The sequence below is a fragment of the Paracoccus fistulariae genome (genome assembly GCF_028553785.1).
Lineage (GTDB): Bacteria > Pseudomonadota > Alphaproteobacteria > Rhodobacterales > Rhodobacteraceae > Paracoccus > Paracoccus fistulariae.
This window is the reverse complement of record NZ_CP067136.1, coordinates 353719-370295: the sequence shown is the minus strand read 5'-3', so window position 1 is coordinate 370295 and position 16577 is coordinate 353719. Positions and strand designations below refer to the sequence as shown.

Here is a 16577-nt window from a genome sequence, read left to right as displayed (position 1 = left end):
TCGGCTGCAGGTCCGTCGGATCGTCGTTACCGCTCATCTAAACGTCTTTCGCGGGTCGAAGGCGTCGCGCACACCTTCGAAGATGAAGATCAGCAGCGACAGCATGATGGCAAAGGTGAAAAAGGCGGTGAAGGCCAGCCAGGGCGCCTGCAGGTTCTGCTTGGCCTGCAAGGCCAGTTCGCCCAGCGACGGGGCCGAGCTGGGCAGGCCATAGCCAAGATAGTCCAGCGCGGCCAGGCTGCTGATCGTCCCCGCCACGACAAAGGGCAGCATGGTCAGCGTCGCCACCATCGCATTGGGCAGGATATGGCGGAACATGATGGTGCCATCGCCCACGCCAAGCGCACGGGCCGCGCGGACATATTCGAAATTCCGCGCGCGCAGGAATTCGGCCCGCACCACACCGACCAGCGCGGGCCAGCCGAACAGGATGCTGACGCCGACCAGCAGCCAGAAACTGCGCCCCAGGATCGCGAACAGGATGATGATCACGTAAAGCGACGGGGTCGAGGCCCAGATTTCCAGAATGCGTTGAAAGAACAGATCGACCCGGCCACCGAAATAGCCCTGAATGGCCCCCGCCGCGATCCCGATGACCGAGGCAACCGCCGTCACGATCAGCGTGAACAGGATCGACAGCCGGAAGCCATAGATCACCCGCGCCAGCACATCGCGCGCGGTATCATCGGTGCCCAGCAGGTGATCGCCATCCGGCGCGCTTGGCGCGGTGCCGACATTGTTGATGGTGCGGAAATGATAGGGGATCGGCGGCCAGATCATCCAGCCCTGATCGGCCTCGGCCACGTCGCTGCTGCCACTGCCGACCGCCTCGATCAGTGCTTCGGGCTCGTCCCAGCAGGCCTGCTCTCCTCCGGTGACGATCAGGCATTGCACCGCCGGATCGCGATAGATCGCCTCGGTCTTGAAATCGCCGCCGAAGGTGGTCTCGGGATAGAAATTATAGACCGGGAAATACAGCTCTCCGCGATAGCTGACGACGATGGGTTTGTCATTGGCCACTACCTCGGCGAACATCGCGATCACGAACAGGATCGAAAAGATCACCAGCGACCAGAAGGCCCGGCCATTGCGGCGGAAATTGCGCCAGCGGCGGCGGTTCAGCTCGGATATCGCCATCAGCCCGCCCTCGAGTCAAAGTCGATGCGCGGATCGACGAATACATACATCATGTCAGACAGGATCCCCACCACCAGCGACAGCAGGCCAAAGACGTAAAGCGTGCCGAAGATCACCGGATAGTCACGCTGCACCGCCGCCTCGAAGCCCAGTCGGCCCAGACCGTCCAACGAGAAAATCGTCTCGATCAGGATCGAACTGCCAAAGAAGACGCCCAGAAACAGCGCCGGAAAGCCTGCGATCACGATGAGCATGGCGTTGCGGAAGACATGGCCATACAGCACTCGCCGCTCGGTCAGGCCCTTGGCGCGCGCGGTCATCACATATTGCTTGTTGATCTCATCCAGAAAGCTGTTCTTGGTCAGCAGCGTCAGTGTGGCAAAGCCCGAAATGCTGGAGGCGATCACCGGCAAGGTGGCGTGCCAGGCGTAATCCTTGATCTTTCCCCAGGTCGAGAGATCGGCGAAATTATCGCTGGTCAGGCCCCGCAGCGGAAAGATCTGCCAATAGCTGCCGCCCGCGAACAGCACCATCAGCAGCACCGCGAACAGAAAGGCCGGGATGGCATAGGCCATGATGATCAGCCCCGAGGTCCAGGTGTCAAACCGCGTCCCGTCACGCACCGCCTTGCGGATGCCCAGCGGGATCGAGATCACATAGGCCAGCAGCGTCGACCACAGGCCCAGCGTGATCGAGACGGGCAGCTTTTCCAGCACCAGATCGACGACGCTGATCGACCGGAACCACGAGGTGCCGAAATCGAAACGCAGGTAATTGCCCAGCATCGAAAAGAACCGCTCGACCGGGGGTTTGTCGAAGCCGAATTCCTTTTCCAGCTGGGCGATGAATTCCGGCGGCAATCCGCGCGCGCCGGCATAGACCTCTTCGGTGGCACCCTGCCCGGCCTCTCCGCCCCCGCCCGAGATATTGCGGAACACGTCGCCCTCGCCCTGGATCTGGGCTGCGATCTGTTCGATAGGGCCACCCGGCACGAATTGGGTCAATGTGAAATTGACCAGCATGATCCCGAACAATGTCGGAATGATCAGCAGCAAACGCCGCAGGATATACGAGATCATACTCTCTGCCCTTCACCCTGTCCGGGCCTTGCCGACCCTGTTCGAGTTTCATGCCTTGTCGGAAATCCGGCCAAGGAAATCAAGGAAATTGCCTAACGCAACGCGCCCGCCTCGCGCAGCGCGGCCTCTTTCTCGGGATTGACCCACCAGAAGTCGGTGACCCCGGCCGAAAGAAGCGGCAGATCCTTGGGATGCTCGTACATATCGTAATAGGCAAAGGTGTAGTTGGTCTTGTACCATTGCGGCACCCAGAAGCGCAGCGCGCGCAGGACGCGGTCAAGGGCGCTGATGACCACCCGCGTCTCTTCCTCGGTCTGGGCGTTGCTGCCGATCTCGATCAGCGCATCGACCGCCGGGTTGGCAAGACCCATCGGGTTGAAGACATCATCCGCGTCTTCCGAGCTGAAGACCTGTCCCGTACCTCCGCCAATCGCATAGCTGTTACCAAGCGCATCGCGGACGATATCGAAATCATGCGCACGTTTGCGGGTTTCCATTTCGGACGGATCGACCCGCTCAAGACTTGCATCCACCCCCAATGCCTGCAGGTTCTGAACGAAGGGATTGGTGATGCGGTCAAAACTCTGGTTGAAATCCAGAAAGCGCACCTCAAGCTTCTTTCCCTCGGCATTGCGGCGCATGCCGTCATCGCCCGTGACCCAACCGGCCTCTTCCAGCAGCGCCGCCGCCTTTCGCAGATTGCGGCGATCAAGCTGCCGGTCACCCGAAACCGGCGGCATGACGGCTTCCTCGGTCAGCACACCGGGCGGCAAATCCTCAGCCAATGGCTCCAGCAAGGCCAGTTCGGCCTCCGATGGCAGCCCCGTGGCCTTCAGATCGCTGTTGGGCCAGAAACTGTCGACCCGGCTGTTCATCTCGTAAAACAGCGCCTGATTCGACCATTCGAAATTGAACATCAGCCCGATCGCCTCGCGAACGCGCGGATCCTGAAACTTTTCGCGTCGCAGGTTGAACACCCAGGCATCGCCACTGGCAATATTGCCATCCGGAATTTCTTCCTTGACGACATAGCCCTGTTGGAAACCCGGGAAATCATAGCGGGACGCCCAATGCTGTTCGGAAACCTCGTTCCGGAAGGTATAGACACCCGCCTTGAAGGCCTCGAAGGCGGCATCGTAATCGCCGAAATACTCGAAGCGCAGGCGGTCGTAATTGTGACGCCCCTGGTTGATTGGCAGATCCTTGCCCCAGTAATCTGGGTTACGCGCCAGCGTCACGGATTTTCCGAAATCGTCGCTGTCAAACATATATGGACCCGAGCCGATAAAGGGCTTGTTGCTGGGCTGTTCGATATCCCGGTCGTTCTCTTCGAAGTCCTTGCGCGAAAAGACGATCTGGCCGCCAACCTGTCCAATCACGTCGCGTCGCGGAAAATCGGGCTGGAATGTGAACTTGATCCGGTGATCATCCAGCACCTCGACGCCTTCAACCATCTGCTGGATCGCCTGACGATATGACGAAAATCCATAGTCGCGCAGCAGTTCGAACGAGAATTTGACATCCTCGGCGGTCAAGGGCGTGCCATCGCTGAATTTCGCCTCGGGCCTGAGATTGAAGATCACCCAATCGCGGCTTTCGGGATATTCCAAAGTCTCGCAGAGCAGGCAATATTGCGAAAGGGGATCGTCCAGCGTGGATTCCATGACCCTTTCCAGCATGAGAATGCTGGGTGCCGTGGCCCGGCCCCTAAAGGTAAACGGGTTGTAGCTGTCGAAGCCACCGATGCCGTGCTGGGACAGTTCTCCGCCCTTCGGAGCGTTCGGGTTCACATAGGGCAGATGCGTGAAATCGGCGGGCAGCTTCGGTTCGCCAAACAGGCTGATCCCATGGGATTTGACGATGCGCTCATCATTCGGGCCCGAGGCTGTCCCCTGTTCGGGTTCCTGGGCCAGCGCAGCGGCACTACCCAGACCAAGGATCAGACCGATAACCGGGGAAATCAAACGCATCGCAAGCTCCGTCTTGTTTGGCCGACAAGCTAGGACGCAGACCCCGGCCTGTTCAAGCCGCGATTTCGTGAACCGATGCGTGACATGCGAAACGGGCGCGGCAAAATGCCGCGCCCGTCATGCAATCCAGTTCCGGCTGCTCTGTTCCGGCGACGCTTACTGCTGCGCTTGCAGATAGGCGATCAGGTCGGCGCGATCTTCCGGCTTTTTCAGACCGGCAAAGGTCATCTTGGTGCCCGGCACGTCGGCCTTCGGATTGGCCAGGAATTCCTGCAGCGCCTCGACCGTCCAGGTCGGCTCTTCGGCGACGTGATCCACCATGGCCGAGGAATAGGCAAAGCCCGAAACCGAAGCCACCGCGCGGCCGACAACGCCGTTCAGATGCGGCCCGACGCCATCGCTGCCATCCAGCTTGTGGCAGGCGCGGCATTTGCCGAAATCCTTCTCGCCCGCAGCCGGATCTGCTGCGGCCATGAGCGCCTCGAAGTCGATCTGCTCTTCTTCGGCTTCGGCACCGCCACCGGCATCCTCGACAGGGATCGTATAGGCCTGCGCCTGCTCTCCGTGATCGCCGGATTCGGACGACCCGACATGGAACAGTCCGTCGGCAGCCCAGTTGGCCAACATCAAAAAGAGCAGCGCGCCGATCAGCGCGCCGGCCGCCTTGGTCACGGTCATGGTGTCGAACATCGCGTGCAATCCCCGCCTTGGTAAGCTCGTCAATTCGTGGCGTATCTATCCGCTTTCTCTTTCCGGGATCAAGGTATAGTTAGCCCTTTGACCGTCAAAATAAAAAGCGGGTGACCCAAATGACCACAAACCGCATTGCTTTTCAGGGGGAACCGGGCGCCTATAGCGACGAGGCATGCCGCAAGGCGCGCCCCGATATGGAGCCGCTGCCCTGCCGCACTTTCGAGGATGTGATCGATGCGGTGCGCAATGGACAGGCCGATCTGGCCATGCTGCCGGTCGAAAACACCACCTATGGTCGCGTGGCCGATATCCACAGGCTGCTGCCCGAATCCGGCCTTCATATCGTCGATGAAGCCTTTGTCCGCGTCCATATCAGCCTGATGGCCATGCCGGGCGTCGCCATCGAAGAGGTCCGCAAGGTCCGCGCCCATCCGGTGCTGTTGCCGCAATCGGCGGCCTTCCTGTCAGGCTATGGCATTCGCGGCGAATCCGCAGCCGACAGTGCCGGCGCCGCGGCGGAGTTGGCCGAAAGCCGCGACATGACGGCCGGGGTCCTGGCCTCGGATCTGGCGGCCGAGATCTATGGGCTGAACATCCTTGCCCGCCATATCGAGGATCACGCCCATAACACCACGCGCTTTCTGGTCATGGCGCGCGATGCCGACCATTCGCGCCGGGCCGAGATGATGATGACCACCTTCGTCTTTCGCGTCCGCAACATTCCCGCCGCGCTTTACAAGGCAATGGGCGGCTTTGCGACCAATGGCGTCAACATGACCAAGCTGGAAAGCTATATGGTCGATGGCGTCTTCACCGCGACGCAGTTCTACAGCGACATTCAGGGCCATCCGGGCGATGCCAATGTCCGCCGTGCCCTGGAAGAGCTGTCCTATTTTTCCAGCCAGCTGAACATCCTCGGCGTCTATCCCGCCGATCCGCTACGCGCCAGAGAGCTGCAACTGACGCAAGAGTAAGCCTCAGACAGCCCGCATCTGATGGATCATGTCGCTGACGCGCAGGGCGAATTTGTGATCCATCTGCGCCTTGGCCAGCTTGGCCGTCTGAACCAGCAGCCGCGCGCGCATGTTGCGGGGACGGACATCCGTCTCGAAGATCAGGCGAGAGCGCGTCTTGCTGAGCGCCAGAACGCTTATATCGATATCGACATCGAAGGATTCGCCCCGGCCCAGCATCGAGATCCGGTCCGGCCGGTCGAAACGGGTGACCTTCAGGTTCAATTCGCGCCGACGGCCCCGCCAGTCGAACCCGATCAGCCAGCCAAGCGCCGCCCCGGCCTCATGCGCGGGGTTCAGGCGCACCACGCTGGCGCCACGGCTTTGCAGCAGCTTTTCCATCTTGTCGAAATTTCCGACCTGATCGAACAGCACCGCTGCAGGCTCGTCAAAATTGAGACGGGTAGAGAATTTCATGAACCGACCACCGCTGAACACAGCGGGTAGCACCCTGACTGCCGCCGCCCGCGTGTCGTAATAATCCACGGGCGATCGAGATTTCAACCAACTATGCGACATGACACACACACTCACCCAGCACACGGGACAGATAAGAAACAGATTCGTCATAGCTTAAATAAGTTTCCCGCAGATTTCTTCTAACCAAAACGATAGTTTTTTCAATCTGTAGTTGTTTAAATTCTTAGCGCATCCTACGCTCACCCGGAAAGACGGGCATGGGGATGGCGGCCAGTTCGATCCCGCGCCTGACGGAGCGGTTATGAAAGACGTTAACTCTTTTGCCCCAAGCGCCGACCAGCTTGCCGATTGCGGGGTCCAGCTGGCGGATCTGCGGATCCTGACCACGACGGACATGCATATGAATGTCCTGCCCTTCGATTACCTCACAAATGAACCCTGCAACCATGTCGGTCTGGCGCGGACGGCCTCGCTGATCTCGATGCGGCGGGCCGAGCGGGAAAACCACCTGCTGCTGGATAATGGCGACTTTCTGCAGGGCACGCCCATCGGCGATTTCGCCGCGCAGCAAAGGGGGGACAGGCCGTCCAGAATGCCGCATCCGGCCATCGCGGCGATGAATGCGCTGAACTATGACGCGGCGGCGCTTGGCAATCACGATTTCAGCTTCGGCATTCCCTATCTGCGCAATGTGATCGCGCAGGCGAACTTCCCCTTTCTTGCCGCGAATATGAAGATCCTGAAAGGCTCGGGCTTCCAGCGCCATGTGATCCTGACGCGGATCATCACCACGGCGGATGGCGCGCGCGAGACGTTGAATATCGGGGTGATCGGGCTGCTGCCGCCGCAGACAACGGAATGGGATGAGGATCTGTCGGATTTCGCATCCTGCGACGATATCGTCGATACCGCGCGGCACATCGTCCCGCAGATGCGGGCGAAAGGCGCGCAGATCGTCATTGCGCTGGCCCATAGCGGCATCGGCGCGCCCCGCCCGACCCCGGGGATGGAGAATGCCGCCACGGCGCTGGCGGCGGTCGATGGAATCGATGTCGTCGTTGCGGGCCACACGCATGAGCGTTTTCCCCATCCCGATTTTCCCGCCGGCCCCGATGTCGATCCGCTGGCCGGGACGCTTTGCGGGAAACCTGCGGTGATGGCGGGTTTCGGCGGCTCTCATCTAGGGGTGATCGATCTGCGGCTGCGCAAGGCGGATGGCGAGGACTGGGCCGTCGATGATTTCGAGGTGCGCTGCGAAAAGGTCGATGCCGCCCTGCCCGCCCATCAGGATATCGCAAGGCCGGTCATGGGGATGCATCGCCAGACGCTGCGCCATCTGCGCCGCCGCGTCGGGCGGCTGGAAACGCCGCTGAACAGCTATTTTTCGCTGATCGGGCATGATCCGGGGCTGCGCCTGATCAATATGGCGCAGCGCTGGCATGTGCGCAGCCGGTTGCAGGGCACGGAATGGGCAAACCTGCCGCTGCTCTCGGCCTCGGCTCCGTTCCGGGCGGGTGGCCGGGGCGGGCCGGATCACTATACGGATGTCGCCGCAGGTCGGCTGAACCTGCGCAATCTGGCCGATCTCTATGTCTTTCCGAACCGGATCTGCGCGATCCGCATCAGCGGTGCGCAACTTCGCGACTGGCTGGAACGCTCGGCCAGCCTGTTCCGGCAGATCAGGCCGGGCAGCAAGGACGCATCCCTGCTGGATCCGGCTTTTCCCTGCTACAACTTCGACGTGATCGACGGGGTTACGTGGCAGATCGATCTGTCGCAACCGGCGCGGTTCAGCCCCGGCGGCAGCCTGATGGCGCCCGACGCTCACCGCATCGCGGCACTGACATGGCATGGCGAGGCGGTCCGGGACGGGGACCAGTTCCTGCTGGCGACTAATTCCTTCCGACTGGCAAGCTGCGGTCTGTTCAGCCCTCTGGTCAGCCAGAATCAGGTCGCCCTGAAAGAGGAACAGCTGACCCGCGACATCCTGCGCCACTATGTCCGGCGCAGGCGGCGGATCCATATCGCGTCGCACCCGAACTGGCAATTTCAGCCCATGGCCGACACCTCGGTCACCTTCGATTCGGGCCCGGGCAGCCTGCGGCATCTGGACAGCCTGCCGCACAGCGGCCAACAGCGCCTGGATTTCACCGGCCGGACGGATGAAGGCTTTGCCCGCTTTCGGCTGCATCTTTAGCGGCGCTCCGCCTTGCGGGGTTGCAACCGCGCCCGACAGCGATTATCTGATGGGGTGAGAGGTTGGCGCGGGTAAACGCCTCGCCAACCCGGTCAGGTCCGGAAGGAAGCAGCCGTAACGAGACTCGTTTGGGTCGTTGTCCAGCCTCTCACCCAATCCCCCGGAAATCGAAGAAAATCGGTCCAAAGACGCGGATTCGCGCAGGTGATACTTGATTTTTGGCGTAAGGCGTTCATCCTTGGGCCATGATGAAACCGCATTTTGTCTTTACACTCGCCCTGTCTGCCAGCCCGATCTGGCTGGCCGAAGCGACCTGCGCGCAAGAGTGGACGCCGCCACAGGCCGATGCCCCCAGCGATGGCGGTGCCGGTTTGCTGGACGGGATCATGGGCAATGTGTTCAACAATCTGATGAATGAGATCGGCCCGGATCTGGGTCAGGTCGAGGATGGCATGACCGGCATCGCCAGAAAGCTGGGCCCGGCCATGGCGGATCTGGCGGCCCAGATCGACGATCTGCGCTATTACCAGATGCCAGAGCGTCTGGAAAACGGCGATATCATCCTGCGGCGCAAGGCGGATGCGCCGCCGCCCCCGCCTCTGAACAGCACCCCCGGCGAGGAAGGCGACCCGACCAGCCCGGTCGATCCGGATGCCCCGGAAATAGAGCTGTAACAGGTCTTACTGCCCGACCACGCTGGCACAGACGAATTCCAGCGCCGGATCGTCGGCCGCAGCGGCGACCCAATCGCGGTTCGCGGGCCGGATCAGGCGCTTTTGACAATCGAAATCCTGCGGCACCAGCAGCGTCGGCGTGCGGCGATCCACCAGCATGATCTGCGCCGTCCGGATCCCGGTGTCAGACTGGGAAATCTGCGCGGGATCGATGGCGGCCATGCGCACCGCCACCGGCCAGAGATAGGTCCAGGGTGCCCAGGCCTGACTATCGCGCCCGACCTGCAGAACCTGCGCGCCCTCGGGCAATCTGGCAACCGCGCGGCCATGCCACGCATAGTCGTTCCAGACCGAATAGACGATCATGGACAGGCCGATCCCCACGGGCAAGGCCCAGGACGGCACCCTGACGCCCAGTTTCGACAGCAGATGCCGCAGCGCAAAGATCAGCGCCGCAGCGCCGATGCCCACGGCGATCACACCCAGAAGTTCCGTTCCGATGCCGATCATATCTCTCTCTCAGGCATGAAAAAGCCGCGCCCCGGGGATCGGGGCGCGGCGATGTTATGGCAATCAGTGGTCGGCGGTCGGGCCGCTGGCACCGCGCGGAACGCGGATGCTTTCGACCAGGTCGCGCACATGCTCGGGCGGCTCTTCCGTGGCGTTGGACACCAGATAGGCGACGCCAAAGTTGATCAGCGCGCCGATGGTGCCGAAGGACGCGGGCGAGATGCCCATCAGCCAGGCATCCGGCGTGTCGGGCAGCATGTTGGTATCGGCAATGAAGAACCAGCCTTTATAGGTGAAGATATAAAGAAGGGTCGACACGATACCGGCCAGCATGCCCGCGATAGCGCCCTGCTTGTTCACGCGGGTCGAGAAGATGCCCATCATCAGCACCGGGAAGATCGAGCTTGCCGCCAGACCAAAGGCCAGCGCCACGGTCTGCGCCGCAAATCCGGGCGGGTTCAGCCCCAGCAGCGTCGCGACAAGGATCGAGGCCCCCATCGAGATCCGCGCCGCCAGCAGCTCGTTCTTTTCGCTGATATCGGGATTGATCGCGCCCTTGATCAGGTCGTGGGACACCGCCCCCGAAATCGCCAGCAGCAGACCTGCCGCCGTTGACAGCGCCGCGGCCAGACCGCCCGCCGCCACGATGGCGATGACCCATCCGGGCAGGTTGGCGATTTCCGGGTTGGCCAGAACCATGATGTCGCGGTTCACGGTGGTCAGTTCGTTGCCCTGCAGGTTCTGATCGGCAATGACCGTGGCCAGCGGCTCTGACGGTTCGGCTTCGTCATTATAGTACTGGATCAGGCCGTCGCCATTCTTGTCCTCCCAGTTCAGAAGCCCGGTGACCTGCCAGTTGCGCATCCACTCTTTGTCCTGATCGTTCTGGATCGAGTCGAGCGAAACCGCCGATTGGCTATAGACATCGCCGCCCGCCGCGCCCGGCCACATGGTGGTGGTCAGGTTAAAGCGCGACATCGACCCCACGGCCGGCGCCACGGTATAAAGCAGCGCGATAAAGACCAGCGCCCAGCCCGCCGATTTACGCGCATCCGAGACTTTCGGCACGGTGAAGAAGCGGATGATGACATGCGGCAGGCCCGCCGTGCCGATCATCAGCGCCAGGGTGAACAGGATCATGTTCAGGGTCGATGTGTGATGCCCGGTATAGGATTTGAAGCCCAGATCCGTGACCACCTGATCCAGCGTCGCCAGAAACTTGCCGCCGCCCTCGTTCAGCGTGCCGAACAGACCCGTCTGCGGCAGCACATGGCCGGTCAGTTGCAGCGAGATGAAGACCGCCGGGATGGTATAGGCGGTGATCAGCACCACATATTGCGCCACCTGCGTATAGGTGATGCCCTTCATGCCGCCCAGAACGGCGTAGAAGAAGACCACCACGGCGCCGATCAGCAGACCGCTGGTCTTGCTGACCTCCAGATAGCGCGCGAATGTGATGCCGACGCCCTCCATCTGGCCAATCACATAGGTGATCGAGACGACCAGCAGGCAGACAACACCAATGATCCGCGCCGTCTTGGAATAGAAGCGGTCGCCGATGAATTCCGGCACGGTGAACTTGCCGAACTTGCGCAGATAGGGTGCCAGCAACAGCGCCAGAAGCACATAGCCGCCGGTCCAGCCCATCAGATAGGTGCTGTTGTCATAGCCGGTAAAGGCGATCAGCCCGGCCATCGAGATGAAGCTGGCCGCCGACATCCAGTCGGCAGCGGTGGCCATCCCGTTCATGACCGGATGCACGCCCCGGTTGGCGGCATAGAATTCGCTGGTCGATCCGGCGCGCGCCCAGATGGCGATGCCGAAATACAGCAGAAAGCTGAGCCCGATGAAGATCAGGTTTAGCGTAAATTGGTCCATTCCCAGTCTTCCTTATTCATCCACGCCGTGTTCACGGTCGAGCTTGTTCATTCGCCAGGCGTAGAAAAAGATCAGCACGATAAAGACAAGGATAGACCCCTGCTGGGCGAACCAGAATCCAAGATCGGTGCCGCCGATCTTGATGCCCGAAATCAACGGGCGAAAAATGATGCCAAAGCCATAGGACACCAGCGCCCAGATGATCAGACATATCCAGATCACTCTGAGATTGGCCTTCCAATAGCCACTCCCTCTTCCTTCGATTGCCATGTCTTTGGTCCCTCCCTGTTCAGACATGTTATTTTTTCTTGCTTTTGTCGCCGCCCCGCATTTTCGGGGGTCCGGCGAAGAAAAAGGGGCCTCCTTGGCAGAAAGCCCCCTATCCCGTTATCCCCGGTTCATCCGGTTTTCGATCAGGTCATCGACGACCTCGGGCTCTGCCAGGGTCGAGGTGTCGCCCAGGCTGCCATAGTCGTTCTCCGCGATCTTGCGCAGGATGCGGCGCATGATCTTGCCCGAACGGGTCTTGGGCATGCCGGGCGTCCACTGGATCAGATCCGGCTTGGCAATCGGGCCGATCTCGCTGCGGACCCAGGTCTCCAGCTCCTTGCGCAGCTCCTCGGTCGGCTCGACCCCGTTCATCAACGTCACATAGGCATAGATGCCCTGCCCCTTGACCGGGTGCGGATAGCCGACGACGGCCGCCTCGGCCACCTTGTCATGGGCGACCAGCGCGGATTCGACCTCGGCCGTGCCCATCCGGTGGCCGCTGACATTGATCACGTCATCGACCCGGCCGGTGATCCAGTAATAGCCATCCTCATCGCGGCGGCAGCCATCGCCGGTGAAATAGTAACCGGGATATTGCTGGAAATAGGTCTCCATGAAACGCTGGTGATCGCCCCAGACGGTGCGCATCTGCCCCGGCCAGCTATCGCCGATGCACAGCACGCCTTCGGCAGGGTTGCCCTCTTGCACCTTGGCGGATTCCGGATCCAGCACCACCGGCTTGACGCCGAAGAAGGGCACCGTGGCCGAGCCGGGCTTGGTTTCCGTCGCGCCGGGCAGCGGCGTGATCAGATGGCCGCCGGTTTCCGTCTGCCACCAGGTATCCACGATCGGGCAGCGACCCTTGCCGACATGGTTGTTGTACCAGTTCCAGGCCTCGGGGTTGATCGGCTCACCCACCGTGCCAAGGATCCGCAGCGTCGACAGGTCGTGCTTTTCGACGAATTCCGGCCCTTTCGCCATCAGCGCACGGATCGCCGTGGGCGCGGTGTAGAATTGCGTGACCTTGTGCTTGTCGCAGACCTCCCACATGCGGCCGGCATCGGGCCAGGTCGGCACGCCCTCGAACATCAGCGTGGTGGCGCCATTGGCCAGCGGGCCATAGATGATATAGCTGTGGCCCGTCACCCAGCCGACATCGGCGGTGCACCAGAAGATGTCGCCATCCTTGTAATCGAAGGTGTATTGATGCGTCATCGCGGCATAGACCAGATAGCCGCCGGTCGAATGCACCACGCCCTTGGGTTTCCCGGTCGAGCCGCTGGTATAGAGGATGAACAGCGGGTCTTCGGCATTCATCGGCCGCGGCGGGCATTCCGGGCTGGCCGCCTTCATCTGCGCCTTCACATCCACGTCGCGGCCCTCGACCCAGGTGGTCTGGTCGCCGGTATGTTTCACCACCAGACAGCGCACCCGGTCCGAGGTATGCAGCAGCGCAGCATCGGTGTTGGATTTCAGCGCCGTCTTGCGCCCGCCGCGCGGTGCGGTGTCGGCGGTGATCACCACCTTGGCGCCGCAATCATTGATCCGGTTGGCCAGCGCATCCGGCGAAAAGCCCGCAAAGACGATCGAGTGGATGGCCCCGATCCGCGCGCAGGCCAGCATGGCATAGGCGGCCTCGGGGATCATCGGCAGATAGATCACCACCCGGTCGCCGCGCATGATGCCCTGGCTCAGCAACACATTGGCCATCCGGTTCACATTCTCGGACAGTTGGGCATAGGTGATATGCTGGGCCGGTTCCTTGGGATCGTCCGGTTCAAAGATGATCGCCGTCTGATCGGCGCGCTTTTCCAGATGCCGGTCGACGCAGTTGACTGAGGCGTTCAGTATACCGTCCTCGTACCATTTGATACTGACATCCCCGAAGGTAAAATTGGTATCCTTGACCCGTGTGTAAGGCTCGATCCAGTCCAGCCGCTTGCCCTCACGGCCCCAGAAACCCTCCGGATCGCTGATCGATTCGTCATACAGCTTCTGATAGGTGTCCGGGGTCACGAAAGCGTCCTCAAACCCCTCTGGAACTGCATGTTTTTCAATGGTTTCTGTCGTCAATGCGTGCCCTCCTCGCACTCATCGCCCGGGGGTCCGGCTGGCGGATACCTAGCTGGAAACGCATCCTCCCCAAGCGTTCCTTGACGCGATCATAAGCACAAAGATCGTAGCATGTTAAGTGCGCTGACGGTTGTGAACGCAACCAATGCGGCAGTGCAGCGAAAAAACGCAAAAGGCCGGCGCCAAAGCGGCACCGGCCGGAAAATTCGCTGGATCCCGAAAGTTACAAGGGACGGTCCATCCGGGCATAGACGCTGACAGAACCTTTCACGGCATGGCGCCATTTCAGCCGGATCTGGCGATTGTCGCCGCCGCCCTCGGTTTCGACGAAGGGATAGGCGTCCGAACGTGTGCCGTTCCCGGTCGTGACCGGCGTTTCGAACACCACCGATTGCACCGTCCGCGCCCATCCCTGAAACGGCAATCCCGCGGTCGCATCGATGGTCCAGGTATTGGACGCCGTGTTCTGCCTGTGCTGCACCATCAGCGGGTTTGCGACATAGTTGACGATGCCGTTGAACAGGTTCCCCTCGAACTGGATATTGCGCATATTGCCGTAATCCAGATCGGCAATCGAGGTATCGACACGTTCAATCCGGTCCACCTCGCCGTAAAGCGCCTTGAAGACATTGCCGATCACCGACAGGCCCTGGATGTAATGCCCGCTGCCATAGGGCTTGACCGTCAGCCAGGTGAACCAGGGTTTCGTGTTGCTGCACAGGCAGGTATTCCCGGTCAGGGTCAGGCCGCCAAAGGTGAATTCCTTTCCCGAGAAATCGGGATAGGCGTCATGTTCATTGGTCCATTCGATCGAGGCATTGTCGATATAATTCGCCGAGATCGTCGTCTGCACATTGGACAGCGTCAGCACCAGCCCCGCATAGCGCAGCCCATCGCCCGAGCCGTCGCCCTGAAACCAGTGATTGCCCGAGATGATATGCCCGCCGCCATGCGCGACCAGAAAATGCGCAAAGCGGACAAAGCGGTTGTCGCGTACCTTGACGTCATTGGCGTTCACATTGATGCCGATGGTGGTGCGATGCTGGGCGGGCGTCTGCAACTCATTGGACAGGAAATCGCAGCGGTCGATCAGCATGCCCTGACAGGCCCGCCCGATCGAGGTGATGCCGCGATCCTTCGGGCCCTTCACATAGCAGTCGCGGATCGAGAAGCTTTCCCCCGCAGGCGGCAGCATGATCCCGCTTGAGACGCCTTCGCAATTCAGATCCAGATCGACGAAATTGAAGCGCGACACCGCCTCGACGCCGGAAAAGTCGAACATGTAGCGATAGCGTTCAAAGCTGTAGCTGCGCGTCCCCGCCCCGCCATATAGCGGCTGCGACAGGCTCAGCGTCTTGTTGCGGACATCCTTGCCGTTGACATAGACCTCTCGTCCGACACCGGTGCCGATGACACGGCTGCCGATCTCGATGGCGGCGACATTGGCGACATTCTTCAGCTTCAGCTCGTCCGCCGGGTCATAGCTTGCATTGCTGGTCCAGCGCCCCGTCTCCCAGGCCTGACCGGGAACGGCCAGAATCGCGCCATTGCGGATGGTGCGGCGGTTCGAGAAGCTTTTCAGATCCGGGGCGAAGCTGCCGAAATCCAGCGGCTCGGTCAGATCGACGCGGCGGCCGGCCAGATCCAGCGTGACATGATCGGTATAGCCAAACAGCGCCTGCAGCGCCTTTTTCAGCCCCTCGGTTTCATCACCGAAAGCATCGGCATAGGTCGGAAAGTCAAAGCTGTTCATCAGCGCCACGCGGGTCGAGACCGGGGTCCGGATCTTGCCCTTGAAGCGGATCGGGCTGTTGATCGAGATATCGCCGCTGATGAAGAACTCGCCCTCTGGCACAAGGATGGATCCGCCATTCGCGGCCTGGTCGGCGGCAATGAAGGCCGAGCGGTCGTTGGAACTGCCATCGCCCCGCGCGCCGTAATCGCGCACATCCACCCAGTCGATCAGCGAGGGGATGAAGGCCGAGGTGATATCCTCGATCCGGATCGATTCAATACGGATCGCGCCGCCGTTGGAACCGATCAGATCCAGCCCGAAATGCCCGTAGATCGGACTTGTTCCCCAGCTCATATCGACGCCGTTCCGCGCCCCCACGCCGACAATCGCGCTGACCTCGACCACCTCGCCATAGGTGGTCAGCGCGGTCGTCGCGCCCTCTTCCACCAGCCCGCCGACATGGTTGCGCGACCCGTCCCCGGCCCAGCCCGCAATCCGCACGCTGCACAGCGCACCCGCCACGATCTTCACCCGCGCCGAGACGCGCAGATAGACCCCCGGGATCATCGGCGTCTCGCCCATGAAACGCAGGCTGGTGGTGGTGGATTGCTTCAGAATCTCCAGACAGGTGCCGAAATCCTGATCGGCGGGCACCAGCGCCGCATTGTCGGTATTGGCCCAGTTGGCACTGCCCGGCGTGCCATTGCTGCGTGACCAGACCCCAAGCCCGGCGCGAAAGGCAGGCGGCATCAGCAACAGGCCATTCGTGATCGCGATATTCATTCCCTAACTCCCCAAGCCATTGCGCGGACAGGCCGGATCGCGGCCCGCGTGAATGGCTGAAGAAATAGTTGATGAAGTGTTAACGCAGCCTTTCCGGCCCGTCCGTTGCATCTCCGCGGGACGCAACAAAGCGGGGGCCGACAGG

At 61.2% G+C, this 16577-nt stretch carries 13 protein-coding genes and 1 other RNA gene; 4 read left to right on the top strand and 10 right to left on the bottom strand.

Features of this window, described 5'->3' with window-relative positions; translation table 11 throughout:
- Positions 1 to 33: 33 nt before the first annotated feature.
- From JHX87_RS01905 to JHX87_RS01890, 4 genes are all read right to left on the bottom strand, one after another.
- Positions 34 to 1137, bottom strand: coding sequence for an ABC transporter permease (locus JHX87_RS01905; protein WP_271884761.1), 1104 nt, complete (start codon positions 1135 to 1137; stop codon positions 34 to 36).
- The gene (locus tag JHX87_RS01900; protein ID WP_271884759.1) at positions 1137 to 2216 is read right to left on the bottom strand and encodes a microcin C ABC transporter permease YejB; all 1080 of its coding nucleotides are present in this window, start codon (positions 2214 to 2216) and stop codon (positions 1137 to 1139) included. Before JHX87_RS01900 ends, JHX87_RS01905 begins: the two co-directional genes overlap by 1 nt.
- Before the next feature lie 92 nt (positions 2217 to 2308).
- Positions 2309 to 4186 carry an extracellular solute-binding protein gene (locus JHX87_RS01895; RefSeq protein ID WP_271884756.1) on the bottom strand — a complete coding sequence of 626 codons (1878 nt, stop codon included), beginning with the start codon at positions 4184 to 4186 and terminating at the stop codon, positions 2309 to 2311.
- Positions 4187 to 4342: 156 nt separating this feature from the next.
- A complete protein-coding gene (locus JHX87_RS01890) occupies positions 4343 to 4876 on the bottom strand; it encodes a c-type cytochrome (protein WP_271884755.1) in 534 nt (177 codons plus the stop codon).
- A 119-nt stretch (positions 4877 to 4995) separates the two neighbouring features.
- Between JHX87_RS01890 and JHX87_RS01885 the strand changes: the two genes are divergently transcribed.
- Entirely contained in the window at positions 4996 to 5853 is an 858-nt protein-coding gene (locus JHX87_RS01885) for a prephenate dehydratase (protein ID WP_271884753.1), read from the top strand.
- Between the two features lie 3 nt (positions 5854 to 5856).
- Here the strand turns inward: JHX87_RS01885 and JHX87_RS01880 are convergent, their stop codons facing one another.
- Positions 5857 to 6309, bottom strand: a complete 453-nt coding sequence (locus JHX87_RS01880; protein ID WP_271884751.1) for a hypothetical protein — start codon at positions 6307 to 6309, stop codon at positions 5857 to 5859.
- Between the two features lie 304 nt (positions 6310 to 6613).
- Between JHX87_RS01880 and JHX87_RS01875 the strand changes: the two genes are divergently transcribed.
- The 3 genes from JHX87_RS01875 to JHX87_RS01865 all read left to right on the top strand — a co-directional run bounded on the left by JHX87_RS01875 (position 6614) and on the right by JHX87_RS01865 (position 9183).
- Positions 6614 to 8509 carry a bifunctional 2',3'-cyclic-nucleotide 2'-phosphodiesterase/3'-nucleotidase gene (locus JHX87_RS01875; RefSeq protein WP_271884749.1) on the top strand — a complete coding sequence of 632 codons (1896 nt, stop codon included), beginning with the start codon at positions 6614 to 6616 and terminating at the stop codon, positions 8507 to 8509.
- A gap of 56 nt (positions 8510 to 8565) precedes the next feature.
- Positions 8566 to 8662, top strand: an RNA gene (ffs, locus tag JHX87_RS01870) — signal recognition particle sRNA small type.
- 95 nt (positions 8663 to 8757) lie between these two features.
- A complete protein-coding gene (locus tag JHX87_RS01865) occupies positions 8758 to 9183 on the top strand; it encodes an AAA+ family ATPase (protein WP_272833804.1) in 426 nt (141 codons plus the stop codon).
- Between the two features lie 6 nt (positions 9184 to 9189).
- On the opposite strand, the gene JHX87_RS01860 is transcribed toward JHX87_RS01865, so the two are convergent.
- The 5 genes from JHX87_RS01860 to JHX87_RS01840 all read right to left on the bottom strand — a co-directional run bounded on the left by JHX87_RS01860 (position 9190) and on the right by JHX87_RS01840 (position 16432).
- On the bottom strand, positions 9190 to 9693 hold the full coding sequence (locus JHX87_RS01860) for a hypothetical protein (protein ID WP_271884745.1): 504 nt from the start codon (positions 9691 to 9693) through the stop codon (positions 9190 to 9192).
- Between the two features lie 63 nt (positions 9694 to 9756).
- Complete coding sequence (locus JHX87_RS01855; RefSeq protein ID WP_271884743.1) at positions 9757 to 11571, bottom strand: sodium:solute symporter family protein; 1815 nt, start codon at positions 11569 to 11571, stop codon at positions 9757 to 9759.
- A gap of 12 nt (positions 11572 to 11583) precedes the next feature.
- Complete coding sequence (locus tag JHX87_RS01850) at positions 11584 to 11868, bottom strand: DUF4212 domain-containing protein (RefSeq protein ID WP_271884741.1); 285 nt, start codon at positions 11866 to 11868, stop codon at positions 11584 to 11586.
- Positions 11869 to 11958: 90 nt separating this feature from the next.
- The gene (gene acs / locus JHX87_RS01845) at positions 11959 to 13857 is read right to left on the bottom strand and encodes an acetate--CoA ligase (RefSeq protein ID WP_272833803.1); all 1899 of its coding nucleotides are present in this window, start codon (positions 13855 to 13857) and stop codon (positions 11959 to 11961) included.
- Positions 13858 to 14137: 280 nt separating this feature from the next.
- The gene (locus tag JHX87_RS01840; protein WP_271884737.1) at positions 14138 to 16432 is read right to left on the bottom strand and encodes a glycosyl hydrolase family 28-related protein; all 2295 of its coding nucleotides are present in this window, start codon (positions 16430 to 16432) and stop codon (positions 14138 to 14140) included.
- Positions 16433 to 16577 lie beyond the last annotated feature (145 nt).